27 protein-coding genes are annotated in these 24,354 nt (G+C 67.6%); 12 read left to right on the forward strand and 15 right to left on the reverse strand.

Annotated features, from left to right (window positions below; translation table 11 throughout):
* Window positions 1-37: 37 nt before the first annotated feature.
* The 7 genes from NF616_RS05795 to NF616_RS05825 all read left to right on the forward strand — a co-directional run bounded on the left by NF616_RS05795 (window position 38) and on the right by NF616_RS05825 (window position 5,890).
* Complete coding sequence (locus tag NF616_RS05795) at window positions 38-538, forward strand: Fur family transcriptional regulator (RefSeq protein ID WP_252272199.1); 501 nt, start codon at window positions 38-40, stop codon at window positions 536-538.
* Window positions 535-1,326 carry a zinc ABC transporter ATP-binding protein ZnuC gene (gene znuC, locus NF616_RS05800; protein ID WP_252272201.1) on the forward strand — a complete coding sequence of 264 codons (792 nt, stop codon included), beginning with the start codon at window positions 535-537 and terminating at the stop codon, window positions 1,324-1,326. The genes NF616_RS05795 and znuC overlap by 4 nt, the downstream gene beginning before the upstream one ends.
* Window positions 1,326-2,114, forward strand: a complete 789-nt coding sequence (gene znuB, locus NF616_RS05805) for a zinc ABC transporter permease subunit ZnuB (protein WP_252272203.1) — start codon at window positions 1,326-1,328, stop codon at window positions 2,112-2,114. The genes znuC and znuB overlap by 1 nt, the downstream gene beginning before the upstream one ends.
* A gap of 53 nt (window positions 2,115-2,167) precedes the next feature.
* Window positions 2,168-3,151, forward strand: a complete 984-nt coding sequence (locus NF616_RS05810; RefSeq protein ID WP_252272205.1) for a hypothetical protein — start codon at window positions 2,168-2,170, stop codon at window positions 3,149-3,151.
* A gap of 203 nt (window positions 3,152-3,354) precedes the next feature.
* Window positions 3,355-4,362, forward strand: coding sequence for a methionine ABC transporter ATP-binding protein (locus NF616_RS05815; protein WP_252272207.1), 1,008 nt, complete (start codon window positions 3,355-3,357; stop codon window positions 4,360-4,362).
* Window positions 4,362-5,042, forward strand: a complete 681-nt coding sequence (locus tag NF616_RS05820) for a methionine ABC transporter permease (protein WP_252272209.1) — start codon at window positions 4,362-4,364, stop codon at window positions 5,040-5,042. The genes NF616_RS05815 and NF616_RS05820 overlap by 1 nt, the downstream gene beginning before the upstream one ends.
* 65 nt (window positions 5,043-5,107) lie before the next feature.
* A complete protein-coding gene (locus NF616_RS05825) occupies window positions 5,108-5,890 on the forward strand; it encodes a MetQ/NlpA family ABC transporter substrate-binding protein (protein ID WP_252272211.1) in 783 nt (260 codons plus the stop codon).
* Window positions 5,891-5,936: 46 nt separating this feature from the next.
* Here the strand turns inward: NF616_RS05825 and NF616_RS05830 are convergent, their stop codons facing one another.
* Window positions 5,937-6,797, reverse strand: a complete 861-nt coding sequence (locus tag NF616_RS05830) for a LysR family transcriptional regulator (RefSeq protein ID WP_252272213.1) — start codon at window positions 6,795-6,797, stop codon at window positions 5,937-5,939.
* A 107-nt stretch (window positions 6,798-6,904) separates the two neighbouring features.
* Here NF616_RS05830 and NF616_RS05835 point away from each other — a divergent pair, with 107 nt between their 5' ends.
* On the forward strand, window positions 6,905-7,330 hold the full coding sequence (locus NF616_RS05835; RefSeq protein WP_252272215.1) for a VOC family protein: 426 nt from the start codon (window positions 6,905-6,907) through the stop codon (window positions 7,328-7,330).
* A 12-nt stretch (window positions 7,331-7,342) separates the two neighbouring features.
* Here the strand turns inward: NF616_RS05835 and NF616_RS05840 are convergent, their stop codons facing one another.
* From NF616_RS05840 to NF616_RS05860, 5 genes are read right to left on the reverse strand one after another with little or no spacing between them, the layout of a single operon-like run.
* A complete protein-coding gene (locus tag NF616_RS05840; protein ID WP_252272217.1) occupies window positions 7,343-7,978 on the reverse strand; it encodes an SCO family protein in 636 nt (211 codons plus the stop codon).
* A gap of 26 nt (window positions 7,979-8,004) precedes the next feature.
* Complete coding sequence (gene cyoE, locus NF616_RS05845) at window positions 8,005-8,904, reverse strand: heme o synthase (RefSeq protein ID WP_252272219.1); 900 nt, start codon at window positions 8,902-8,904, stop codon at window positions 8,005-8,007.
* Between the two features lie 15 nt (window positions 8,905-8,919).
* Window positions 8,920-9,978, reverse strand: a complete 1,059-nt coding sequence (locus NF616_RS05850) for a COX15/CtaA family protein (RefSeq protein ID WP_252272221.1) — start codon at window positions 9,976-9,978, stop codon at window positions 8,920-8,922.
* Between the two features lie 42 nt (window positions 9,979-10,020).
* The gene (locus NF616_RS05855) at window positions 10,021-10,602 is read right to left on the reverse strand and encodes a PA_0111/PP_0108 family redox-active disulfide protein (protein WP_252272222.1); all 582 of its coding nucleotides are present in this window, start codon (window positions 10,600-10,602) and stop codon (window positions 10,021-10,023) included.
* Window positions 10,577-11,332 carry an SURF1 family protein gene (locus tag NF616_RS05860; RefSeq protein ID WP_252272224.1) on the reverse strand — a complete coding sequence of 252 codons (756 nt, stop codon included), beginning with the start codon at window positions 11,330-11,332 and terminating at the stop codon, window positions 10,577-10,579. Before NF616_RS05860 ends, NF616_RS05855 begins: the two co-directional genes overlap by 26 nt.
* 75 nt (window positions 11,333-11,407) lie before the next feature.
* Here NF616_RS05860 and NF616_RS05865 point away from each other — a divergent pair, with 75 nt between their 5' ends.
* Complete coding sequence (locus NF616_RS05865; protein WP_252272226.1) at window positions 11,408-11,611, forward strand: twin transmembrane helix small protein; 204 nt, start codon at window positions 11,408-11,410, stop codon at window positions 11,609-11,611.
* Between the two features lie 9 nt (window positions 11,612-11,620).
* Here the strand turns inward: NF616_RS05865 and NF616_RS05870 are convergent, their stop codons facing one another.
* The 4 genes from NF616_RS05870 to coxB are packed head-to-tail and all read right to left on the reverse strand — an operon-like array spanning window position 11,621 to window position 15,840.
* Window positions 11,621-12,508 (reverse strand): cytochrome c oxidase subunit 3, encoded by an 888-nt coding sequence (locus NF616_RS05870; RefSeq protein ID WP_252272228.1) that lies wholly within the window; start codon window positions 12,506-12,508, stop codon window positions 11,621-11,623.
* 12 nt (window positions 12,509-12,520) lie between these two features.
* The gene (locus NF616_RS05875) at window positions 12,521-13,099 is read right to left on the reverse strand and encodes a cytochrome c oxidase assembly protein (protein WP_252272229.1); all 579 of its coding nucleotides are present in this window, start codon (window positions 13,097-13,099) and stop codon (window positions 12,521-12,523) included.
* Between the two features lie 10 nt (window positions 13,100-13,109).
* Complete coding sequence (gene ctaD, locus NF616_RS05880; protein WP_252272231.1) at window positions 13,110-14,711, reverse strand: cytochrome c oxidase subunit I; 1,602 nt, start codon at window positions 14,709-14,711, stop codon at window positions 13,110-13,112.
* A 1-nt stretch (window position 14,712) separates the two neighbouring features.
* A complete protein-coding gene (gene coxB, locus NF616_RS05885) occupies window positions 14,713-15,840 on the reverse strand; it encodes a cytochrome c oxidase subunit II (protein ID WP_252272233.1) in 1,128 nt (375 codons plus the stop codon).
* A 373-nt stretch (window positions 15,841-16,213) separates the two neighbouring features.
* Between coxB and NF616_RS05890 the strand changes: the two genes are divergently transcribed.
* Window positions 16,214-16,855, forward strand: coding sequence for a hypothetical protein (locus tag NF616_RS05890; RefSeq protein WP_252272235.1), 642 nt, complete (start codon window positions 16,214-16,216; stop codon window positions 16,853-16,855).
* Window positions 16,856-16,901: 46 nt separating this feature from the next.
* Here the strand turns inward: NF616_RS05890 and NF616_RS05895 are convergent, their stop codons facing one another.
* The 4 genes from NF616_RS05895 to prlC form a co-directional block, all read right to left on the reverse strand.
* Window positions 16,902-17,627, reverse strand: a complete 726-nt coding sequence (locus NF616_RS05895; RefSeq protein ID WP_252272237.1) for a carbonic anhydrase — start codon at window positions 17,625-17,627, stop codon at window positions 16,902-16,904.
* A 152-nt stretch (window positions 17,628-17,779) separates the two neighbouring features.
* The gene (locus tag NF616_RS05900; RefSeq protein WP_252272239.1) at window positions 17,780-18,841 is read right to left on the reverse strand and encodes a PA0069 family radical SAM protein; all 1,062 of its coding nucleotides are present in this window, start codon (window positions 18,839-18,841) and stop codon (window positions 17,780-17,782) included.
* A gap of 121 nt (window positions 18,842-18,962) precedes the next feature.
* Complete coding sequence (locus tag NF616_RS05905; RefSeq protein WP_252272242.1) at window positions 18,963-19,220, reverse strand: YheV family putative zinc ribbon protein; 258 nt, start codon at window positions 19,218-19,220, stop codon at window positions 18,963-18,965.
* Complete coding sequence (gene prlC / locus NF616_RS05910) at window positions 19,220-21,268, reverse strand: oligopeptidase A (RefSeq protein WP_252272244.1); 2,049 nt, start codon at window positions 21,266-21,268, stop codon at window positions 19,220-19,222. The genes NF616_RS05905 and prlC overlap by 1 nt, the downstream gene beginning before the upstream one ends.
* A gap of 124 nt (window positions 21,269-21,392) precedes the next feature.
* Here prlC and NF616_RS05915 point away from each other — a divergent pair, with 124 nt between their 5' ends.
* Complete coding sequence (locus NF616_RS05915; RefSeq protein WP_252272246.1) at window positions 21,393-21,935, forward strand: gamma carbonic anhydrase family protein; 543 nt, start codon at window positions 21,393-21,395, stop codon at window positions 21,933-21,935.
* 83 nt (window positions 21,936-22,018) lie between these two features.
* Window positions 22,019-22,972 carry a hypothetical protein gene (locus NF616_RS05920; protein ID WP_252272248.1) on the forward strand — a complete coding sequence of 318 codons (954 nt, stop codon included), beginning with the start codon at window positions 22,019-22,021 and terminating at the stop codon, window positions 22,970-22,972.
* Between the two features lie 4 nt (window positions 22,973-22,976).
* Here the strand turns inward: NF616_RS05920 and NF616_RS05925 are convergent, their stop codons facing one another.
* Window positions 22,977-24,344, reverse strand: coding sequence for an efflux transporter outer membrane subunit (locus NF616_RS05925; protein WP_252272250.1), 1,368 nt, complete (start codon window positions 24,342-24,344; stop codon window positions 22,977-22,979).
* Between the last annotated feature and the right edge of the window lie 10 nt (window positions 24,345-24,354).

A 24,354-nucleotide genomic window follows, 5' to 3' on the forward strand; every position in this document is an offset into this window, starting at 1 on the left:
GTAATAGAATAACGTCTCTCCACCCGGACGTCTCGCCATGTTCAAGCCCTACACCGGCAACACCCCGCTGGCCTGCCTGCCGCACGACCATTCGCGCTGCGTCGTCGATGCTCTGGCCGAGGCCGAGCAGATCTGCGCCAAGCAGGGCACGCGCCTGACCGCGCTGCGCAAGCGCGTGCTGGAACTGGTCTGGGCCAGCCATAAGCCGCTCGGCGCCTACGACATCCTCGCCGTGCTGAGCGAGGAGGACGGCCGCCGCGCCGCGCCTCCCACCGTCTACCGTGCGCTGGACTTCCTGCTGGAGAACGGCCTGGTCCACCGCATCGCCTCGCTCAACGCCTTCGTCGGCTGCGTGCACCCCGGCCAACTGCACCAGGGCCAGTTCCTCATCTGCAAGGCCTGCCACACCGCCATCGAACTGGAGCTGCCGACCATCAGCGAGGCCATTTCCAGCGGTGCCGGCGAAGTCGGCTTCACCGTGGAAAACCAGACCGTCGAAGTCGTCGGCCTGTGCGCCAGCTGTCGGGAGGCGGCATGAGCGACGCGCTGATCCAGTTGGACGGCGTGGGCGTTGCCTTCGCCGGCCAGCCGGTCCTGCAGCAGGTGCAGCTCACCGTGCGTCCCGGCGAGATCGTCACCCTGATCGGCCCCAACGGCGCCGGCAAGACCACCCTGGTGCGCGCCGTGCTCGGCCTGCTCAAGCCGGACAGCGGCACGGTGCGGCGCAAGACGCGCCTGCGCATCGGCTACATGCCACAGAAGCTGCACGTCGACCCGACCCTGCCCCTCTCGGTGCTGCGCTTCCTGCGCCTGGTGCCGGGCGTCGACCGCGCCGCCGCGCGCGCCGCGCTGGAAGAAGTCGGCGCCGGGCAGGTGCTCGACAGTCCGCTGCAGAGCGTCTCCGGTGGCGAGCTGCAGCGCGTGCTGCTGGCCCGCGCCCTGCTGCGCCAGCCCGAGCTGCTGGTACTCGACGAGCCGGTGCAGGGCGTCGACGTGGCCGGCCAGGCCGAGCTGTACCGGCTGATCACCCAGCTGCGCGACCGCCACGGCTGTGGCGTGCTGATGGTGTCCCACGACCTGCACCTGGTAATGAGCACCACCGATCAGGTGGTCTGCCTCAACCGCCACGTCTGCTGTTCAGGCCACCCGGAGCAGGTCAGCAACGACCCCGCGTTCGTCGAGCTGTTCGGCCAGGACGCCAAGAGCCTGGCCATCTACCACCACCACCACGACCACAGTCACGACCTGCATGGCGCCGTGGTCGAGTCGCCCGGCCTGACCATTCACGGTCCGGCCCATGTGCACGGTCCGGGATGCAAGCACTGATGCCCGATTTTCTCTTCAATGCCCTGCTCGCCGGCCTGGCCCTGGCGCTGGTCGCCGGCCCGCTCGGTTCCTTCGTCGTGTGGCGGCGCATGGCCTATTTCGGCGACACCCTGTCCCACGCGGCCCTGCTCGGCGTCGCCCTGGGTTTCCTGCTCGACCTCAGCCCGACCCTGGCGGTGACCGCCGGCTGCCTGCTGCTGGCCGTGCTGCTGGTCACCCTGCAGCAGCGCCAACCGCTGGCCTCAGACACCCTGCTGGGCATCCTGGCGCCGACCACCCTGTCGCTGGGCCTGGTCGTGCTGAGCTTCATGGACGAGGTGCGCATCGACCTGATGGGCTACCTGTTCGGCGATCTGCTGGCGGTGGGCGACAGCGACCTGGCCTGGATTCTCGGCGGCAGCGCCCTGGTCCTGGCCCTGCTGCTGCCGTTGTGGCGGCGCCTGCTGGCGATCACCGTGCATGAGGAGCTGGCGCGGGTCGAGGGCCTGCCGGTGGCGGGGCTGCGCCTGGCGCTGATGCTGCTGATCGCGGTGGTCATCGCGGTGGCGATGAAGATCGTCGGCGTGCTGCTGATCACCTCTCTGCTGATCATCCCGGCCGCCGCCGCCCAGCGCCACGCACGCACGCCGGAGCAGATGGCGATCGGCGCGAGTTTCCTCGGCATGCTCGCGGTAGCCGCGGGCTTGAGCCTCTCGTGGTTCCAGGACACGCCGGCCGGGCCTTCTATCGTGGTATCAGCGGCAGCAATTTTCCTCGCAGGCTTTGCCCTGCCGCGCCGGGCCCGTTAGGATTGGGCGTTTTTTGCTCAGACTAAAACGCCACAAAACCAACGGGTCACATGATGAACAAGGATGCCTATCGTTTTCTCGCCGCACTCGGCCTCGGCCTGCTGCTGAGCGAAGCCCGTGCCGAATACTGGACCGTGGATGAACTGGTGAAGGACTTCAACCAGGTCTCCGCGCAGATCGCCCGTGGCGAACTGCAGACGGCCGAAGCCTCCCTCGACGCGGTGAGCCAGCGCGCCGCCGCCAACGACGTGCGCATCGGCCAGTACCAGCGCGAACTGGCCAGCGCCTACCTGCAGCAAGGCCGCCAGCAGCTGCAGGCCGGCGATGCGAGCGGCGCCGCCGCGGCCCTAGCCCGGGGCGAACGCCACCTGCAGGCCGCCTCCCCGGCGCTTAAACAGCAGTACCAGGCGGTCACCGCGCAAGTCGGCGGCGCCACGCCGGCCGTCGCCCCGGTGGCGCGCAAGGAGCCGGCGCCCGAGCGCCCGCAGCCGGTCGCGGGCGTACCTGCCGCCGCGCCGGAGAATGCCGAGGCACGCCGCGACGAGATCGAGCGCCGCCTGCGCGAGGCCGAGGCCATCATCGCCCGCAAGGAAGCCGAGCGCGCCCGCCAACAGCAGCTGGCCGAAGAGAAGGCCGCCGCCGAACGCGAGGCCGCTGCTGCCGTAGAGCCGGAGCCGGCAGCGGCGCTGGTCCCGGTGGTCGCCAAGCTCGAGGCGCCCGCCGCCGTGGCCGACAACGCGCCACAGGCGCGCCTGATCGACCCGAGCGCCGTCAGCAGCAGCGTGCCCATGCCGATGCTCGACGCTAATGACCGCGACAGCCTGCGCGCACTGCTCGACCAGGTAGCCGCCGACGTGGTCGCCTTCGATTGCGCGGTGCGCCTGGAAGTGCGCGAGGCCAAGGACTATCCCTTCGTCGCTGCGCTGCTCTCGGCGCGCATCAAGAAACTCGACCCGGGCTTCGCGCCGCAGTTCTCGCCGGTGCTCAAGCCGGACCAGGAGCCGCGGCTGGTACTGAGCCCGCAGAGCAGCGGCTGACCCCTCGCCTGCGCCATCACGGCCGCCCTTGAGGCGGCCGTTTCGCTCTTATTCCTTTCTTAATGCAATTCAGGCCAATAAAGACTAAGAGCGCATAAACAAAGCGGCTAAAATGCCCCGCTTTCGGCCAACCGCCTACGCTTTCGCTGGCCCACCCCCATCGCCGGCAGACAGCCCTCAAACGTACCCACAAGGTTCGCTCAGTGATCGAGTTTCACCACGTCCAGAAGACCTATCGGGTCTCCGGGCGGGACGTTCCCGCCCTGCAGTCCACCGACCTGCGCATCGAGCAGGGTCAGGTGTTCGGCCTGATAGGCCATTCCGGTGCCGGCAAGAGCACCCTGCTGCGCCTGATCAATCGCCTGGAAGAGCCCAGCGGCGGCCGCATCGCCATCGACGGCGAAGATGTCACCGCGCTGGATGCCAACGGCCTGCGCCGCTTCCGCCGCCAGGTCGGGATGATCTTCCAGCACTTCAACCTGCTCTCCGCCAAGACCGTCGCCGCCAACGTGGCCATGCCGCTGGAACTGGCCGGCGAGCTGAGCCGCGCGGAAATCGCCCAGCGGGTCACCGAGCTGCTGGCGCGGGTCGGCCTCAGCGACCACGCCAACAAATATCCGGCGCAGCTCTCCGGCGGCCAGAAGCAGCGCGTCGGCATCGCCCGCGCCCTGGCCACCCGGCCGAAGATCCTGCTCTGCGACGAGGCCACCAGCGCCCTGGACCCGCAGACCACCGCCCAGGTCCTGCAGTTGCTGGCCGAGATCAACCGCGAGCTGGGCCTGACCATCGTGCTGATCACCCATGAGATGGACGTGATCCGCCGGGTCTGCGACCAGGTGGCGGTGATGGACGGCGGGCGCATCGTCGAACAGGGCCCGGTGGCGCAGGTGTTCCTCCACCCGCAGCACGACACTACGCGCCGCTTCGTGCTGGAGGACGAGCAGATCGACGAGGGTGAGCAACGCGACGACTTCGCCCACGTCGAAGGCCGCATCCTGCGCCTGACCTTCCAGGGCGAGGCCACCTACGCGCCGCTGCTGGGCACCGTGGCCCGCGAGACCGGCGTGGACTACAGCATCCTCGCCGGGCGCATCGACCGCATCAAGGACACCCCCTACGGCCAGCTGACCCTGGCCCTGACCGGCGGCGACATCGACGCCGCGCTGGCGCGCTTCCAGGCCGCCGACGTGCACCTGGAGGTACTGCGCTGATGCTCGAGCAATTGCTGGCCAACTGGCTACCGAATGTCGACTGGGAAGAAATCGGCTACGCCAGCCTCGACACCCTCAACATGCTCGGCGGCGCTACCCTGTTCACCGTGCTGCTCGGCCTGCCGCTCGGCGTGCTGCTGTTTCTCACCGGCCCGAGGCAGATGTTCGAGCAGCGCGCGCTGTACGCCGTGCTGTCGCTGGTGGTCAACGTGCTGCGCTCGGTGCCGTTCGTGATCCTGCTGATCCTGATGATCCCGCTGACCGTGCTGATCACCGGCACCTCGCTGGGCGTCGCCGGCGCCATCCCGCCACTGGTGGTGGGCGCCACGCCGTTCTTCGCGCGCCTGGTGGAGACCGCCCTGCGCGAGGTCGACCGCGGCATCATCGAGGCGACTCAGGCGATGGGCGCGACCACCCTGCAGATCATCTTCCGCGCGCTGCTGCCGGAGGCGCTACCGGGGCTGATCGCCGCCACCACCGTCACCGCCATCACCCTGGTCTCCTACACCGCCATGAGCGGCCTGATCGGCGGCGGCGGCCTCGGCGACCTGGCCGTGCGCTACGGCTACCAGCGCTACCAGCCGGACGTGATGGCGGTCACCGTCATCCTGCTGCTGGTCCTGGTGCAGGTGCTGCAGATGGTCGGCGACAGGCTGGTCATCCATTTTTCCCGCAAGTAAACCCAGAACAGCGGGCGACCGGCCACCCGCCGGACCCCGCGCCAAAATCCCACAAGGAGTTGAACATGAAGAAACTGCTGACTGCCCTGGCCGCCGCCGCGGCCCTCACTTCCGCCGCCGCCCAGGCCGCCGACTCGATCAGCGTCGCCGCCACCGCCGTGCCGCACGCGGAGATCCTCGAATTCGTCAAGCCGGCCCTGGCCAAGGAAGGCGTCGACCTGAAGATCAAGGTCTTCACCGACTACGTGCAGCCGAACGTGCAGGTCGCCGAAGGCCGCCTGGACGCCAACTTCTTCCAGCACCAGCCGTACCTGAACGAGTTCAACGCCTCGCGCGGCACTCAGCTGGTGAGCATCGGCGGCGTGCACGTGGAGCCCTTCGGCGCCTACTCCAGCAAGATCAAGAAGCTGGACGAGCTGAGCCAAGGCGCCCAGGTGGTCATCCCCAACGACGCCACCAACGGCGGCCGCGCCCTGCTGCTGCTGCAGAAGGCCGGCGTGATCAAGCTGAAGGACGGCGCCGGCATCACCGCCACCGTCAAGGACATCGCCGAGAATCCGAAGAACATCAAGGTGCGTGAGCTGGAAGCGGCCACCCTGCCGCGCGTGCTGGACCAGGTCGACCTGGCCCTGATCAACACCAACTACGCCCTGGAAGCCGGCCTCAAGCCGACCCAGGACGCCCTGGTGATCGAAGGCTCGGACTCGCCCTACGTGAACATCCTGGTGGCCCAGGCCGAGCAGAAGGACAACGCCGCGCTGCAGAAGCTGGCCAAGGCTCTGCAGACCCCGGAAGTGAAGAAGTTCATCGAAGACAAGTACCAGGGCGCCGTGGTGCCGGCGTTCTGATCGCCGTCTTCCAGCCCTCGAAGAAGCCCGCCGCGTGCGGGCTTTTTCATGCCCGCGCGCGCAGGCACTGCAGCAGGCATTCCAGCGCCGGCTGGCGCTGGGCCCGGCGCAGCAGCGCCACCAGTTCGCGGTGGAAGGTCAGCTCGCCCAGCTCGATGACCCTCACCCGCGCGCCGTGCTCGCGCCACAGGCCGGCCAGCGGGATCAGCGACACGCCCAGCCCCGCCTCGACCATGCGCACGATGGCCTCCAGCTCGTCCAGCTCCATGGCTTCACGCACCTGCAGCTGCCGCTCGCGCAGGAAGCGGCTGACCTGGCGGCCACCGAAGGAGCTGCGGTCGTAGCGCACGAACGGGTGGCTGGCGAGCAGCTGCAGCGGATCGTCTCCCGCCACATGCTCGGGCGCGATCAGCACGAAGGGCTCGCGGGCCAGCGGCAACTGCTGCAGATCCTTGGGCAACTCGAAAGGCGGCTTGATCAGCAACGCCAGGTCCAGCTCGCCGGCATCCAGCCGGCTGAGCAGATCGAGGGAGACACCCGGTACCAGCTTCAGCTCCACATGCGGCGCCAGTTGGCGAAAGCGCGGCAGCGCCTCGGGCAGCAGGCCGGTCTGCACGCTGGCGATGGCCCCCAGGCGCAATTCGCCGCGCCATTCGCCGGCCGCTTCGGGGCGGCCCATCTCGGCGAACAGCGCGAGCATCTGTTCAGCCAGGGGCAGGGCGTGGCGGCCGGCGGCATTCAGCTCGGCACTGCGCCCACTGCGGTCGAACAGGCGCTGGCCGAGGGCCTGCTCCAGGTTGCGCATCTGCGCGCTGACCGCCGACTGGGTCAGGCCGACGCGCTGGCCGGCGGCGGCGAAGGTGCCGTGGCGGGCCACCGCGACGAAGGTCTTCAACTCACGCAGCATGGCCGCCTCGTTTGATCGAAAATTCTTGGGCTCGCGAGCAAGGATATTCGCTTTTCAGGAATTTTATTGAGGCTAAGGTGAGGTAGAAACCATGATGAGGACCGCCCATGAGCATCGCCCCGTTCCACCTGGCCATTCCCGTCTACGACCTTTCCGCCGCCCGGCATTTCTATGGCGAGGTGTTTGGCTGCGCCGAGGGCCGCAGTAGCGAGCACTGGGTGGACTTCGACTTCTTCGGCCACCAGCTGGTGATCCACGAGGCGCCGAAGATGCCGCACCAGGAGGCCGCCCACAGCAATCCGGTGGACGGCCACGACGTGCCGGTGCCGCATTTCGGCGTGGTACTGGGCTGGGCGGATTGGGAGGCGCTTGCCAAGCGCCTGCGGGCGCGGCAAACCAGCTTCGTGATCGAGCCCTATGTGCGCTTCGAGGGCCAGGTCGGCGAACAGGCGACCATGTTCCTCCTCGACCCCTGCGGCAACGCGCTGGAGTTCAAGGCGTTCAAGGATATCGGTCAGCTGTTCGCCAAATGAGGCGCGCGGTGATCAGCTCGACTTGAGCAGACCCGGCAGCTGGGCGGCCAGCTTGTCGTTGTTCACCGGCGCGCGGATGAAGCCGCGCTGGGTGCCATCCGGGCCGATGATCACCAGGTTGCCGCTGTGGTCGACGGTGTAGTTTTCCTTGCTGGTGTCGGCCGGAATGAAGGGGATGCTCACGGCGCTGGCCAGCTTCTGGATATCGGCTTCGGCGCCGGTGAGGCCCTGGAAGCCGGCGTCAAAATAGCCCAGGTACTTCTTCAGCTGCTCCGGCGTGTCGCGGTGCGGGTCGACCGTCACCAGCACCACGCGCAGCCTGTCCTTGACCTCGGCCGGCAGCATGCCCTGCAGCTGGCGCATCTGCGCCAGGGTCGCCGGGCAGATATCCGGGCAGAAGGTGTAGCCGAAGAACAGCAGGCTCCACTGGTCCTTGAGTTCATCCACCTGCACCGGCTGGCCGTTCTGATCGGTCAGCGCGAGGCTCGGCAGGTCGCGACTCTGCGGCAGCAGGACGATGCCGGCGTCGAGCAGCGCCACCTTGTCGGTACCGTCGCCCTTGCTGTTGAGCACCTTGTTGACGGTGAGGCCCAGCACCAGGGCGACGCAGGCGGCGAGAACGAGGACGGTCTTCTGGGTACGGCTCATGCAATCTCTCTTGGACAGGGCAGGCGCTACAGGTTGAGCAGCAGGTAGTGGTCCGCCAGCAGGGCGATGAACAGCAGGAACAGGTACCAGATACTGTACTTGAAGGTGTTGATCGCGGCGTGCGGCCGGCTGTCACGGTACAGCACCCAGGCCCAGAACATGAAGCGCCCGCCGAGCACCAGCGCGGCGGCGAGATAGAGCGGCCCGCTCATGTGGATGGCGTAGGGCAGCAGGGTCACGGCCAGCATCACCGCGGTGTACAGCAGGATGTGCACCTTGGTGTAGTGCTCACCATGGGTCACCGGCAGCATCGGGATATCGGCCTTGGCGTATTCGGCCTTGCGGTGGATGGCCAGGGCCCAGAAGTGCGGCGGCGTCCAGGCGAAGATGATCAGCACCAGCAGCAGCGGCTCGGCACTGATATGCCCGGTGACCGCGACCCAGCCCAGCAGCGGCGGCGCGGCACCGGCCAGGCCGCCGATCACGATGTTCTGTGGCGTGGCGCGCTTGAGGAAGCCGGTGTAGAGCACCGCGTAGCCGAGCAGCGAGGCCAGGGTCAGCCAGGCGGCCAGCTCGTTGGTGAAGCTGAGCAGCAGCGCCATCCCGGCCACCGCCAGGAGCAGGGCGAAGCCCAGCGCGGCCGGCACCGAGAGCCGCCCGGCGGTGACCGGACGCTTGTGGGTGCGCGCCATGATCGAGTCGATGCGCCGGTCGACCACATGGTTGACCGCTGCCGCCGCACCGGCGCACAGGCCGATGCCGAGATTGCCGAACACCAGCACGGTCCAGGGCACGCCGGCGCGGGTGGCGAGGAACATGCCGACCAGCGAGGTGATCAGCATCAGCAGCACCACCCGGGGCTTGGTCAGCTCCAGATAGTCGCGCCAACTGGCGGATTCGGAGTGGGCTCGCAGCGCAGTAGCCATGGCGTATCTCCTTGCTTATTTACCCAGCGGAGCGAGCCGGGTAGAGGCCAGATCGGCCTCCACGCGCTTGCTCGCCGCCAGGGGAACCGCCCGCAGGCGATAGTTGATCAGCACCAGCACCAGCAATAGCGCGGCGCCACCGGCGTTGTGCGCCACGGCCACGGCCAGCGGCAGGTGCAGCAGCACGTTGCTCACGCCCAGGCTGACCTGCGCGGCCAGCGCCAGCAGCAGCAGGCCGGCCAGGCCACCGAGCCCGGCGGCGCGCAGGCGCCAGGCCAGCAGCAGCAGGACCAGGCTGAGCACCACCGCGCCCAGCCTGTGAGTCATATGGATGGCGGTGCGGGCGTCGCTGTCCAGCTGGCCGCCGAGGTAGTTGGGGCCGATGTGCTGGGTCAGGTGGAAGCCGTTGGCGAAGTCCATCGCCGGCCACCATTCGCCATGGCAGGTCGGCAGGTCGACGCAGGCCACCGCCGCGTAGTTGGAGCTGACCCAGCCGCCCAGGGCGATCTGGCAGCCCGCCAGCACCAGCGCCACGCCGGCCAGCGCGCGCAGGCGCAGGGAAAGGCCGAGCAACACCGGCAGCGCGCCGGACAGCCGCAGGCTGAGCAGGAACAGCAGGGCCAGGGTGGTGAAGCCGCCGAGCAGGTGGCCCGTGACCACCTGCGGCCATAGCTTGAGGGTGACCGTCCACATGCCGAAGGCGGCCTGGGCGATGACTACGCCGAGCAGCAGCAACGGCAGCTTGACCGGTTGGCCTTCGACAGCGCGCCACCGCAGGGCCTGCACGGCCAGGCCGAGGATGACCAGGCCGAGGGTGCCGGCGAAGTAGCGGTGGACCATCTCGTTCCAGCCCTTCTCCACCTCCACCGGCGCGTGGGGGAAGCGTGCTTCGGCCAGCGTCTGCTTGTGCTCGCTCATCGGCACGCCGATGAAGCCGTAGCAGCCCGGCCAGTCGGGGCAGCCGAGGCCGGCGTGGGTCAGCCGGGTGTAGGCGCCGAGCAGTACCACCACCACCGCGAGGGCGGTGGCGAACAGGGCCAGGCGGTAGCCGGGCAGGGTCTTGCGTTCACTCATCCGGGGCCTCTCTTGCTGTTATGGGCCGGCAGTCGGAGTCGGTCAGCCGATCTGCGACAGCTTCAGCAGCAATCGCAGGTCGTTGAGGATGTCCTTGCCCTTGGTCTCGGCGCCGTAGCGCAGCACCAGGTTGCCCTGGGGGTCGACGATCCACAGTTGCGCACCCTCGCCCGCCGGCACGGCCTTGCCGTAGCCCGCGTCCTCCAGCCGATAGCGGCCGAGTTGCGGATATTCGCGCTTGAGCTCGTCGTCATAGGCGGCGTCCACCTGCCCGCTCAGCGCCAGGCCGTGGACCGCGCGGGTGGCATCGCGGTTGAGTCCGATATGGATCTGCCGGGCGGTGTAGACCAACTGGCGGCAATCCTCGGCGCAGTCGCCGGGGGCGGTGATCAGCAATTGCCAGCGCTCCTGCGCGGCGCCCTGCACGCCGATGTCGGCCAGTTGGGTGCCGTCGCCGATCAGGGTGCCGTGGTAGTTGCGTCCGTCCGGCACCCAGAAACGCCACTGATACATGGCAGTGGCGAGGATCATCGGGCCGATCGCCACCAGCAGCAGCAGCATTAGCTGCAGGCGTCCACGGGCGCGTGCCGGCGGAGCGTCAGGGGTGGAGAGGACCGGATTCATGGCTGTGCTCATGCTGCTGCTCCCGCGCGTTCTGTCGTGAATTGTGCAAACCGAGATAGAGGTAGAGACCGACCAAGGCGGCGGCCAGGGCGAACCATTGCACGGCGTAGCCGGTGTGCTTCTCCGGCCCCATGGCCACCAGCGGCCACTCGGCCCGGTACGCGGCGGGGCCGGGTTCGAGGCGCACCTCGTAACTCATGCCGCCGCGCCCGAGCTGGTGCCACAGGCGCTCCGGCTCGACGGCGGTGATCAGCCGCGGCCAGGCACTACCCGCCGGGTCGGCCTGCAGCTGGAAGGCCTCGCCGACCGGCACGTGAACCCGCGCCACCAGCTCCAGCGGACCGTCCGGTGTGGTGAACTGCGGCGGCGTGCGCCGATCCGGCCAGGGTAGCCAGCCGCGGTTGACCAGCAGCCACAGGCCGGAGGACTGGTCGTAGAAAGGCTGCAGCAGCTCGACGCCGACCTGGCCGCCACGCTGGCGATTGTCCAGCAGCAGGCTGTGGCGTTCGTCGAACTGACCGTGCAGGCGAATGCGCAGGTGGGCGAGATCGGACTGGCGCTCCAGCTCGGCCACCGCCATGGGCGCGGCATGCTCACGGGCGGCGAAGTCATCGAGCAGCGCGCGCTTTTGCTCGGCGCGCGACAGCTGCCAGAAGCCCAGGCCGATCAGCAACGGCAGCAGCAAGACCACCGCGATGCTGGGCAGCAGGCCCGGGCGGAAGCCGCTCACGCCCTTCCCCCGAAGGTCCGCAGGCGGCTGGCTATACTGAAACGGCACATCATTCCCCATCCCCCGGAGTCACGCATGCTCAAGGCCGCGATCATCCTCCTGCTGCTGGCTACCCTGGTCAGCCTGTTCAGCGGCCTGTTCTTCCTGGTCAAGGACGAGGGCCGCGGCTCGCGGGTGGTCAATGCGCTGACCGTCCGCGTGATCCTGGCCGCCCTCACCCTGGCGTTGATCGCCTGGGGCTTCTACAGCGGCCAGCTGGTCACTCATGTCACCTGGTAACGCCCTGTCTTAGAGCACATAGACGAAGACGAACAGGCCGATCCACACCACATCGACGAAGTGCCAGTACCAGCTGGCGGCCTCGAAGCCGAAGTGCTGGTCCGCGTCGAAATGCCCGCGCCACACCCGCACCAGCATCACCGTGAGAATCAGCGCCCCGAGCGTCACGTGGGCGCCGTGGAAACCGGTGAGCATGAAGAAGGTGGCGCCGTAGATGCCCGAGCCCAGGGTCAGGCCCAGTTCGTTGTAGGCGTGTACGTATTCCTCGACCTGCAGGATCAGGAAGGCGATGCCGAGCAGCACGGTCAGGGCCAGCCAGATCTTCAGCGGCTTGCGGTTGTTCTTCTTCAGCGCGTGGTGGGCGAAGGTCACGGTGAAGCTGGAGGTGACCAGCAGGATGGTGTTGATCAGCGGCAGCCCCCAGGCCGAGATCACGCCGCTGGGCGCCGGGAAGAGTTTCGGGTCCGGGTTGTTGAGCAGCGGCCAGCTGTATTCGAAACCCGGCCAGAGCATGTTGGCCACGCCCTTGTCGCCCTCGCCGCCGAGCCACGGACCGGCCCACATGCGGATGTAGAACAGCGCACCGAAGAAGGCGGCGAAGAACATCACCTCGGAGAAGATGAACCAGCTCATGCCCCAGCGGAACGAGCGATCCATCTGCGGGCTGTAGAGGCCGGAACGACTCTCCTTGATCACCGCGCCGAACCAGCCGAACAGCATGTAGGCGAGGATCAGGCCGCCGATGAAGAAGATCAGTGGGCCGTTGGACTCGGCGCGCTCGGCCTTGAGGTCGTTGAACCAGGTGGCCACGCCGTACACTGTGGTGAGCATGCCGATGGTGGCGACGATCGGCCACTTGCTCTGGGCGGGAACGTAGTAGTTCTCGTGACTCGACATTTCTTGTTCTCCTTATGGAGCCGCCCGGCTAGGGGCTGTCTGGGCAAGAGTCGCCTGCGCGACGGGCGGTTGCCGCGCAGTGATATCGAACAGGGTGTAGGCCAGGGTCAGGTGCTTCACGTCCTTGGGCAGGTCACGATCGACGATGAAGCGCACCGGCATCTCGATGCGCTCGCCGGGTTGCAGCACCTGCTGGGTGAAGCAGAAGCACTCGGTCTTGTGGAAGAACGCAGCGGCCTTGGACGGGGCCACGCTGGGGATGGCCTGGGCGGTCATCGGCTTGTCCGTCGGGTTGTGGGCGACGAACAGCATCTCGTTGCTCGCCCCGGCCACCACGGTCAGCTCGTCCGCCGCGGGCCCGAACTCCCAGGACATGCCGGCGGCGTTGGTGGCGAGGAACTGCACGCGCACCTGGCGCGCCTCGTCCACCACCTGCTCGCCCTGGTAGGCCCCGGCGGTCTTGCCGTTGATGCCGAAGGCCTGGCACATCACGTCGTAGATCGGCACCAGGGCGAAACCGAAGGCGAACATGCCGGCTACCACGGCCAGCAGGCGCAAGACCAGGCGGCGGTTGTCCAGGGCGTCGCTCATCGCCGCGCTCCTACTTCACTTCCGGCGGTGTGGAGAAGGTGTGGTAGGGCGCCGGCGACGGCACCGTCCATTCCAGCCCCTCGGCGCCGTCCCAGGGCTTGGCCGGGGCCGGCTTGCCGCCACGGATGCACTTGATGACGATGAACAGGAAGAGGAACTGGGTGGCGCCGAAGGTGAAGGCACCCACCGACGAGATCATGTTGAAGTCGGCGAACTGCAGGTTGTAGTCCGGAATCCGCCGCGGCATGCCGGCCAGGCCGACGAAGTGCATCGGGAAGAACGCCAGGTTCATGCCGATGAAGCTCATCCAGAAATGCAGCTTGGCGAGAGTCTCGTCGTACATGTGGCCGGTCCACTTCGGCAGCCAGTAGTAGGCCGAGGCGAAGATGCCGAAGATCGCACCGGGCACCAGCACGTAGTGGAAGTGCGCCACCACGAAGTAGGTGTCGTGGTACTGGAAGTCCGCCGGGGCGATGGCCAGCATCAGCCCGGAGAAGCCGCCGATGGTGAACAGGATGACGAAGGCCACCGAGAACAGCATCGGCGCCTCGAAGGTCATCGAGCCCTGCCACATGGTGCTGGCCCAGTTGAACACCTTCACCCCGGTGGGCACGGCGATCAGCATGGTGGCGTACATGAAGAACAGCTCGCCGGTCAGCGGGATGCCGACGGTGAACATGTGGTGCGCCCAGACGATGAACGACAGGAAGGCGATCGAAGCCGTGGCGTAGACCATCGAGGTGTAGCCGAACAACGGCTTGCGCGCGAAGGCCGGGATGATCGAGCTGACGGCGCCGAACGCCGGCAGGATCATGATGTACACCTCGGGGTGGCCGAAGAACCAGAACACGTGCTGGAACAGCACCGGGTCGCCACCGCCGGCCGCGCTGAAGAAGCTAGTGCCGAAGTGGATGTCCATCAGCATCATGGTCACCACGCCGGCCAGCACCGGCATCACCGCGATCAGCAGGAAGGCGGTGATCAGCCAGGTCCAGACGAACAGCGGCATTTTCATCAGGGTCATGCCGGGGGCGCGCAGGTTGAGGATGGTGGCGATCACGTTGATCGCACCCATGATCGAGCTGATGCCCATCAGGTGGATGGCGAAGATGAAGAAGGTCACCGATTCCGGCGCGTAGGTCGTCGACAGCGGCGCATAGAAGGTCCAACCGAAGTTCGGCCCGCCGCCCTCGGTGAACAACGTGCTGACCAGCAGGCCGAAGGCCGCCGGCAGCAGCCAGAAGCTGAAGTTGTTCATCCGCGGCAGGGCCATGTCCGGCGCGCCGACCATCAGCGGGATCATCCAGTTGGCCAGGCCGACGAAGGCCGGCATCACGGCGCCGAACACCATGATCAGGCCGTGCATGGTGGTCATCTGGTTGAAGAAGGCCGGCTCGACGATCTGCAGGCCCGGCTGGAACAGCTCGGCGCGGATCACCATGGCCATGGACCCGCCGAGCAGGAACATGGCGAAGCTGAACCACAGGTACATCGAGCCGATGTCCTTGTGGTTGGTGGTCAGCACCCAGCGCATCAGGCCCTTGGCGGGGCCGTGGTGGTGGTCATGCCCGGCATGACCATGCTCTTTGTGAGAGTCGATCACAGCACTCATGTCACTTCTCCTCGGCCTGCTTGAGCTCCAGCACTTCCTTCGGGGTCACCATGTCACCGGTGTTGTTGCCCCAGGCGTTGCGCTCGTAGGTGATGACGGCGGCGATGTCCACTTCCGACAGCTGCTTGCCGAACGCGGCCATCGCCGTGCCCTGCTTGCCGTGGTAGACGATGTCGAGGTGATCCTTGGTCGGCCCGATGGCGATCTTCGAGCCCTTGAGCGCCGGGAACATCGGCGGCATGCCCTGGCCCTCGGCCTGGTGACAGGAGGCGCAGTTGGTCTGGTAGACCTTCTCGCCGCGCGCGACCAGCTCTTCCACTGTCCATTCCTTGCTGGTCAGCTCCTTGAGCTTGGCCGCCTGCTCCTTGCGCTCGGCCAGCCACACGGCGAAGTCCTCCTTGCTCTTGGCCTCGACCACCACCGGCATGAAGCCGTGGTCCTTGCCGCACAGCTCGGTGCACTGGCCGCGGTAGATGCCGGGCTCGTCGATGCGCGTCCAGGATTCGTTGACGAAGCCGGGGATGGCGTCCTTCTTCACCGCCAGGGCCGGCACCCACCAGGAGTGGATCACGTCGGCCGCGGTGATCAGGAAGCGCACCTTGGTGCCCACCGGCACCACCAGCGGCTCGTCGACCTCCAGCAGGTAATGCTCGTCCTTCTCGGCCTTGTTGTAGATCTGGTCGGTGGGCGTGGCCAGGTTGCTGAAGAACTCCACGTCCTGGCCCAGGTACTTGTAGTGCCATTTCCACTGGTAGCCGGTGACCTGGATATCCAGCTCGGACTCGGAAGTGTCGTAGATGTCGATCAGCGTCTTGGTGGCCGGCACGGCCATCGCGACCAGGATGACGAAGGGCACGACGGTCCAGAGGATCTCTACCGTGGTGCTTTCGTGGAAGTGCGCCGGCTGCTGGCCGGTGGAGCGGCGGTGGATGAGCATCGACCAGAACATCACGCCGAAGACCACCACGCCGATCACGACGCAGATCCAGAAGATGATCATATGCAGGTCGAAGACTGAACGGCTGACCTCGGTGACACCCGGCAGCATATTCACTGCCCACTCGGCGTGCGCCGAGCCAAATGCCAGCCACAGCAGGAGGCCCATCCAGACTCGTGGATGTCGCATCATTGCGGGTTCCCCTCGTTGTTCTTGTTATCCCGCCGGCTAAGCCTGCGGCTCAGGGATCGACCATGCCGATACTGCTGGCTGAAACTGTCGAAACCTCTCCGTGCCGCAGCCCGTCCGGTTCCATCAGGTAACGCCTTGCGATTCGAGTATAGCCAGCGACCGCGACATCACAACGCAGTCAGAAAATTAACGCCCGATTTCTTACGCACCCCGCGGCGCCCTAGGGACGCGCGGCATGACGACTTTTCGACAGGGCTTCTATATAGCCGCCCTGCATAACCATTAAATAAATATGACAATCCGATCTTAGCGGCGCTCGCCTGCCAGCTAAGGTGAGTTTCGTTTGTTCGCCTCATGTCCTTCCGGAGCCGTCATGAATACCCCCGCCCTACGCGAATTGATCCAGCGCGCCCTCGACCATGAAGCCGGCAGCGGCGACCTGGCCCGGCAGCTCGACGCCCAGCTCGATCGTCTGCACCCCAGCATCCAGCTGCCCTCCCGCGACGCCCACGGCGCACTGGCCCGTTTCGTCGCCGCCTACATTGAGCAGGTGCCCGACGTGCTCGATGCCGCCCACGCCGTGGCCCGCGAGGCCGGCATCGAGCCGAGGGTGAAACCGGTGCTCAAGCTGGCGGAGCAGTTCTTCCTCAGCCCGCCGAGCATCATGGAAGGTCACCAGGGGCTCGATGCCCTGCTGGACGAGGCCTACTTGGCCCATCGCCTGGTCGAAGAGGTCAACGATCGCTACATCGCCCACCTCGGCCAGCCGCTGATTCCGCTGGATACCACGGTGGCCAACGTGATCGCCCACCAGCTGATCGGCGAGCCCTTCGCCAACCAACTGGACGAGGCCGTGCACCACGCACTCGACGAACTGCTCGACGACAGTGTGTTCCGTCAGGACTCGGTGCAGGAATACCGAGCCCGCCTCGCCAGCCCGCAAACCCTGGCGGCCTGGCAGAACTGGCCGTGCCTGTCGCGCCAGCTGGGCGTGGAGCTCGGCCTGCCGGCCTGAGGCTGTCGCAGATGCAACAAGGCCCGCATTCGCGGGCCTTGTCGTTTCACTGGGCGGGGTAGCGCGCCCTGGGCGTGGCCATCGGCACCACCTCGCCGTCCAGCGGCAGGAAGCGCCCGCTCTCGGCGTCGTAGGCGCGGATCGCGCTGGTCTCGATGTCGTAGACCCAGCCGTGGATGAACAGCTGGCCGCTGGCGACGCGCGCTGCCACCGACGGGTGCGTGCACAGGTGGTTGAGCTGGGCCACCACGTTTTCCTCGGTGAGGATGCCGAGGCGGTCGTGGCCTTCGCAGCCGCAGTTGGCCTCGACCACCTTGAGCGCCACCTCGCTGTGGCGCAGCCAGGCCTTCACCGTCGGCATGCTCTCCAGGGTCTCGGGGGCCAGCACCGCCTTCATCGCGCCACAATCGGAGTGACCGCAGACGATGATGTGCTGCACGCCCAGGGCCAATACCGCGTATTCGATGGCGGTGGAGACGCCGCCCATCATCTGCCCGTAGGCCGGCACCACGTTGCCGACGTTGCGGCTGACGAACAGGTCGCCCGGCGCGCTCTGGGTGATCAGCTCGGGCACGATCCGCGAGTCGGCGCAGGTGATGAACATCGCGCGCGGGTTCTGTGCGCTGGCCAGCGCCTTGAACAGCTCCTCCTGCTGCGGGAAGACTTCGCTGCGGAAGCGTTTGAAGCCACCAACAATGGCGTTCAGCGCCTCGTCGGCGCTCTCCGGCGCGGTACGCGCCTGCAGGGGAATGGCGTTGTGCTTGTAGGGCATGCGTCTCACCTCGTGCTGGACCGTCGCGCTGTCGCGCGCTGCGGATTATCGACCTGGCATGCGGACAGTTGCCAGCCTCGGCGAGTCACATTTCGCAGGAAAGCGGCGAGGAGGGTCGGTGCGTGGAGCGCGCGGAGTCGTCGAGTACCGGCTTACAACAGCGCCATCTGTCGTCCGGGTGGGGCGAACTGGCTGCAGTCCAGCTCGAAGCCGTCGCGGCGGATGAGCCCCAGGCGCTTGCGCGCCAGGGCGAAGCGCTGCGCCAGCAGGTCGGCGAAGGCGCCCTCGCCGCGCATGCGGGTACCGAAGCGGCTGTCGTAGTTCTGGCCACCGCGAGACTGGCGGATCAGACTCATCACATGCTCGGCGCGTTCCGGGAAATGGCTGCGCAGCCATTCCTCGAACAGCTCGGCGATCTCCAGCGGCAGGCGCAGCAGCACGTAGCCGGCCGAGCGTGCGCCGGCATCGCGGGCCGCCTCGAGAATGCGTTCCAGCTCCATGTCGTTGATCATCGGGATGATCGGTGCCGCCATCGCCGCCACCGGCACGCCGGCCTCGTGCAGGCTGCGCATGGCGCGCAGGCGCGCACCGGGAGAGGCCGTGCGCGGCTCCATGATGCGTTTCAGTTCGTCGTCCAGGGTGGTCAGGCTGAATGCCACGCTGACCAGGTTGCGGCTGGCCAGCTCCTGCAGCAGGTCGAGGTCTCGCAGGATCAGCGAGCTCTTGGTGATGATGTGCAGCGGGTGGCGGAAGCGCAGCAGGATCTCCAGCGCCTGGCGCGTCAGGCGTTGCTCGCGCTCGATTGGCTGATACGCGTCGGTATTGATGCCCAGGGCGATCGGCTGCGGTACGTAGCCGGGCTTGCTCAGCTCCTCCTCCAGGCGCTCGGCCAGGTTGGTCTTGGCGATCAGCCGGGTCTCGAAGTCGATCCCCGGCGACAGGTCCCAATAGGCGTGGCTGGGCCGGGCGAAACAATAGATGCAGCCATGCTCGCAGCCGCGATAGGGATTCACCGAACGGTCGAAGCCGACATCCGGCGACTGGTTGCGGGTGATCACCGTCCTGGCCCGCTCGGCGCGCACCTCGGTGGCGCGGCAGGGCGGTGTTTCTTCCTGGAACCAGCCGTCGTCTTCAGCCTGGCTGCGGGTCGGGGCGAAGCGATTGTGCGGATTGCTGGCGGTACCGCGGCCGCGCGGCGGAAGAGAAACGGACATGGCGAGACTCGATAAATACTGTACGCATAAACAGTATTCCTTTTGCCTGCCTTCGACCAGTACCGCTCGGTCGTTTGCAGCTGCCCGCGCCATCCCATGGCCGGGCAGTTCGAGCGGCGGCCTACTTCTTCAGCTTGGGATTGGGGAAGAACTGCACCGTCTGGCCCTTGCTCGCCGCCGGCTTGGCGACGGCCTGGTTGACTCGGGTGCCGATTTCCCTGGGCACCGACTGGCCCTGGGCGTTGAGGGTGTCGGCGTAGCCGCAGGCCACACATTCGCGGTGCGGCGTACCGTCCTCGTCCCACATCTTAATGGTGTCCTGGGCGCTACACGCCGGGCACACGGCGCCGGCAATGAAGCGCTTCTTCGGCTCGCTCATCACGCCGCCTCCTGGCTCAGGCCGAGGTGGCGTAGCAGGGCGTCGATGCTCGGCTCGCGACCGCGGAAGTCGACGAACAGCACCATCGGCGCCTGGGAGCCACCACGCGCCAGGATCGCCTCGCGGAAGGCGCGGCCGGTGGCCGGGTTGAGCACGCCGTCTTCCTCGAACTTGGAGAAGGCGTCGGCGGACAGCACTTCCGCCCATTTGTAGCTGTAGTAACCGGCCGCGTAACCGCCGGCGAAGATGTGCGCGAAGCTGTTGGCGAAGCGGTTGAAGGCCGGCGGACGGATCACCGCCACCTCGTCGCGGATGCCTTCGAGCACCTGCAGCACGCTGCGGCCGTCGCCGTGGGTGGCGTGCAGCTCGAAGTCGAACAGGCTGAACTCCAGCTGGCGCACCATCATCAGGCCGGACTGGAAGTTCTTCGCCGCCAGCATCTTGTCCAGTAGCGCCTGGGGCAGCGGCTCGCCGGACTCGTAGTGGCCGGAGATCAGCGCCAGGCCCTCGGGCTCCCAGCACCAGTTCTCCATGAACTGGCTGGGCAGCTCCACCGCATCCCAGGCCACGCCGTTGATGCCGGAGGCGCCGGCGTGCTCGACGCGGGTCAGCAGGTGGTGCAGGCCGTGGCCGAACTCGTGGAACAGGGTGGTGACTTCGTCGTGAGTCAGCAGCGCCGGCTTGCCGCCGACCGCCGGGGTGAAGTTGCACACCAGGTTGGCCACCGGGCTGATCAGGCTGCCATCGGCGGCGCGGCGCTTGTCGCGGGCGCCGTCCATCCAGGCGCCGCCACGCTTGTTGGCGCGGGCGTAGAGGTCGAAGAAGAAGCGGCCGACGTGCTGGCCGTTCTCGCGGATCTCGAACAGGCGCACGTCCGGGTGCCAGGTATCGAAGTCCTTGAGCTCGTTGATCTCGATGCCGTAGAGCTTCTGCACGATGGCGAACAGGCCGGTCAGCACCTTGTCGATCGGGAACCAGGCGCGTACTTCCTCCTGGGAGATGCTGTAGCGCTGCTGGCGCAGCTTCTCGCTGAAGTAGCCGACGTCCCAGCTCGCCAGATCCTGCACGCCCTGTTCGGCGGCGAAGACCTTGAGCTCGTCCAGGTCCTGGGCGGCGAACGGCTTGCTGCGCACGGCCAGGTCGCGCAAGAAGTGCAGCACCTGCTCGGTGGACTCGGCCATCTTGCTGGCCAGGCTCAGCTCGCTGTAGTGGGCGAAGCCGAGCAGGCGGGCCAGCTCCTGGCGCAGGTCGAGCAGCTCGGCCATCACCGGGCCGTTGTCGTTCTGCCTGGCGTTCGGCCCCTGGTCGGAGGCGCGGGTGCAGTAGGCGGTGTAGACCTCTTCGCGCAGGGCGCGGTCGTCGGCGTAAGTCATCACCGCGTAGTAGCTGGGGAATTCCAGGGTGATCAGCCAGCCGTCCAGCTCCTTGGCCTGCGCGGCCTGGACCATCTGCGCCTTGGCCGAATCGGTGAGGCCGGAAAGCAGAGACTCGTCGGTGATGTGCTTGGTCCAGGCCTGGGTGGCATCGAGCAACTGGTTGGAGAACTTGCTGGCCAGCTCGGACAGCTTCATCTGGATCTCGCCATAGCGCTTCTGCTGCTCGGCCGGCAGGTCGATGCCGCTCAGGCGGAAGTCGCGCAGGGCGTGTTCGAGGATGGTCTTCTGCGCCACGTCGAAGCCTTCGGCCGCCGGGCTCTTGGCCAGGGCGTCGTAGGCCTCGAACAGCGGTTTGTTCTGGCCCATCTCGGTCCAGTACTCGGACAGCTTGGGCAGGCAGGCCTCGTAGGCGGCGCGCAGCTCGGCGTTGTTGCACACCGCGTTGAGGTGGCTGACCGGGCCCCAGGCGCGGCCCAGGCGGGCGTTCAACTCGTCCAGCGCCAGCACCAGACCGTCCCAGCTCGGGTTGGCCTGCTGGGTCTTGAGCAGCTCGGCGATGGCCACGCGGCTGTCGGCGAGGATCTGGTCGACGGCCGGCTCGACATGCTCGGGCTTGATCAGCGAGTAGGGTGGCAGGTCGAAGTCTTGCAGCAGGGGATTGGCAGCGGTCACGGCGAGGCACCTTTGATTGTGCGAATGCAGACTCAGGTTATGGGGTCGCGGGCGACCTTTAACAACCGGAATGCGCCGAATGTTAATTACAATCGGCGCCATCCGCAGCCTGAAGGAGACTATCGTGGCGATTCGAACCTACCAGGGCACCACCCCGCAGCTGGGTCCGCGCGCCTTCGTCGACGCCTCCGCCGTGGTGATCGGCGACGTGGAGCTGGGCGAGGACGCCTCGGTCTGGCCGATGGCCGTGGTGCGCGGCGATATGCACCGAATCAGGATCGGCAAGCGCACCAGCGTGCAGGACGGCAGCGTGCTGCACATCACCCACGCCGGGCCGTTCAACCCGGACGGCTACCCGCTGCTGATCGGCGACGAGGTGACCATCGCCCACAACGTCACCCTGCACGGCTGCACCCTGGGCAACCGCATCCTGGTCGGCATGGGCAGCATCGTGATGGACGGCGCGGTGGTCGAGGACGAAGTGGTGATCGGCGCCGGCTCCCTGGTGCCGCCGGGCAAGGTGCTGGAAAGCGGCTACCTGTACGTCGGCAGTCCGGTGAAACAGGCCCGCGCCCTGACCGACAAGGAGCGCGCCTTCTTCGCCTACAGCGCCGCCAACTACGTGAAGCTCAAGGACCTGCACCTGACCGAGGGCTACGACCGGTGAACGGCTTCACGCCCTTCGCCTAGCGCGCTGGGCCCGCATCGGCACCGGACATACTCTTGGCGCCCTCGAAAAGGATTTTGCCGATGACCAATCCCTTCGCCACCTCCGCTCCCCAGCCGGCCACCGAGCACCAGGCTTTGCAGCAGCCCTACGCCTTCGGCGCCATGGGTGCGCTGGTGATGCTGCAAAGCCTGATGCTCGGCAATCTGCTGGCCGCGCTCAACCACGCCGAGTTCAGCGACTACCTGCTCGGCAATGTGATGCATCTGCTGCCGGGCTGGCTGTGCAGCATCCTGCTCGGCGGGCTGGCCGCCATCCTGCTGGTCGCCAGCCATCAGGAGCGCCACGCGGCGGTCCTGGTCAGACCCGGCAGGGTGCTGCTGGCAGTCGCCGCCGCCATCGTGCTTACCGGCCTGCTCTACGGCGTGCTGTCCGGCTTCCTGCTCGCCGACCTGTATGGCTGGCTCAGCGAGCACGGCAGCCTGACGGGCCTCTACCAGCTGCTGGTATTCGAGCCGCTGGGCCTACTGGCCTTTGCCTTGACCAACCCGCTGCCGCTGTGGCTCGGCCTGCGCCTGGGCGCGCGGCAGGCCTGGACAACGGCCCCGGTGGGACGCACGAGCGTGGCGGCGCTGCTGGCGCTGTGCGTGCTGCTGTTGAGCCTGAAGACTGTGGACATCCTGATCAAACAGGTGATGCCGGGCTACAGCGCGGCCCTGCCGCTGGCCCTGGCCTGCCTGACTCCGCTGCTCGGCGCCGCGCTGGTGTTCGCCAGCAGCTGGAGCGCGCTACCGGCACGCCTGCATCGGCTCAGGGCGGGGCAGCTGCTGCTGACCGCCCTGGCGATCTTCGTCGTGTGGATGCTGGCCCAGCTGCTGGTCGCCGGCCTGCTGGTGATCTACGCGCTGGCCGACCGCGGCAGCGAGGTTTTCCACCCCGTTCTGTTGCTGATCATGGGCGTCGGCCTGCTGGGCCTGCTATGGCCGCTGACCCTACTGGGCCTGCGCTGGGTCTACCGCGCCGAGGCGGCAGCCTGACGGTTCACTGCGCCTCGCTGTTCCAGCCACCACCCAGCGCCCGCACCAGGGCCACGCTGGCCTGCAGACGGGCCAGGCGCAGCTGTGCACTCTGGTCCTCGGCGGCGTACAGGGTGCGCTGGGCGTCGAGCAGGTTGAGCAAGTCCTCGGCGCCAGCGCGGTAGCGCCGCTCGGCCAGCTGCAGGGCGCGCTCGGCCTGGTCCTGCACCTCCTGCTGGGCCTGCCACCGGGCCTCGACACCGGCCCCGGCGTTGAGCGCCACCTGCACATCGGCGAAGGCCGCGACGATGCTCTGCCGGTAGGCCGCGAGCAGCTCCTCGCGGCGCGCCGCCGTGCGGTCGCGCTCGGCGGCCAGGGCGCCGCCATCGAAGATCGGCGCGGTCAGCGCGGCAGCCAGGGAATAGATCGGATCGGCGAACACCCGGTTGAGGCTGCCATTGGAGCCACTGGCAGCGGCCGACAAATTCAGCCGCGGTAGCATGGCCGCCCGCGCCGCGCGCAGGTCGGCATCGGCGGAGCTCAACTGCGCCTCGGCGCGGGCCAGGTCGGGGCGACGCAGCAGCAGCTCGCTGGGCAGACCGGCATTTACCGAGGGCGCGACCAATGCAGTCAGCTCAGCGCTCGACGGCTCGGCCGGCGCCGCCTGGCCGAGCAGCACGGCCAGGGCACTGCGCACATCGTCGGCCTGCTGGCGCAGCTCCTCGCGGGAACGCCGCTGCTCGGCGACCAGGCCGCGCTGCTGGGCCAGTTCCAGCTGGGTCGCCGAGCCCGCCGCAGCGCGTGCCTGCACGGTGGCCAGCACCCGCTCGGCGTTGGCCAGGTTGAGTTCGGCCAGGCGCAGGCGTTCGGCCAGGGCCACCTGGCGCAGCCAGGTCTCGCTGAGACTGGCGCTGAGGGTCAGACGCAGGGCGTCGCGGTCGAAGCGGCTGGCAGCCAACTCCGCCTCGGCGGCCTCGAGGTCAGCGGACAGGCGGCCCCACAGATCGACCTCGTAACTGGCGGCCAGGCCGCCGCTATAGAGATTACCGGCAGTGTCGGCATCGCCACTCAGGCGCCCCTCGCGACTAGCGCCGAGATTGCCATCCAGACGCGGCAGCAGCGGTGCACCAGCCGCGCGAGCGCTGGCCTCGGCCTGGCGCAGACGGGCGGCTGCGGCGGCCAGATCGAAGTTGTCGGCCAGGGCGCGCTCGACCAGGGCATCCAGCTCGGCGCTGGCGAAGGCGCGCCACCACAGCGCATCCGGCGCCCCAGCGGCGGCAACGGCATGGCTCCACTCGGCGGGCGCGGCGGGCAGGGCGTCCGGCGCCTCGGGGATGGCGGAGCAGCCGGCAAGGATCAGCGCGGCGAGCAGGGTCAGCGGGTATCGGGACATGGAAAACTCG

Source organism: Pseudomonas subflava, assembly GCF_023823685.1.
Classification (GTDB): domain Bacteria; phylum Pseudomonadota; class Gammaproteobacteria; order Pseudomonadales; family Pseudomonadaceae; genus Aquipseudomonas; species Aquipseudomonas subflava.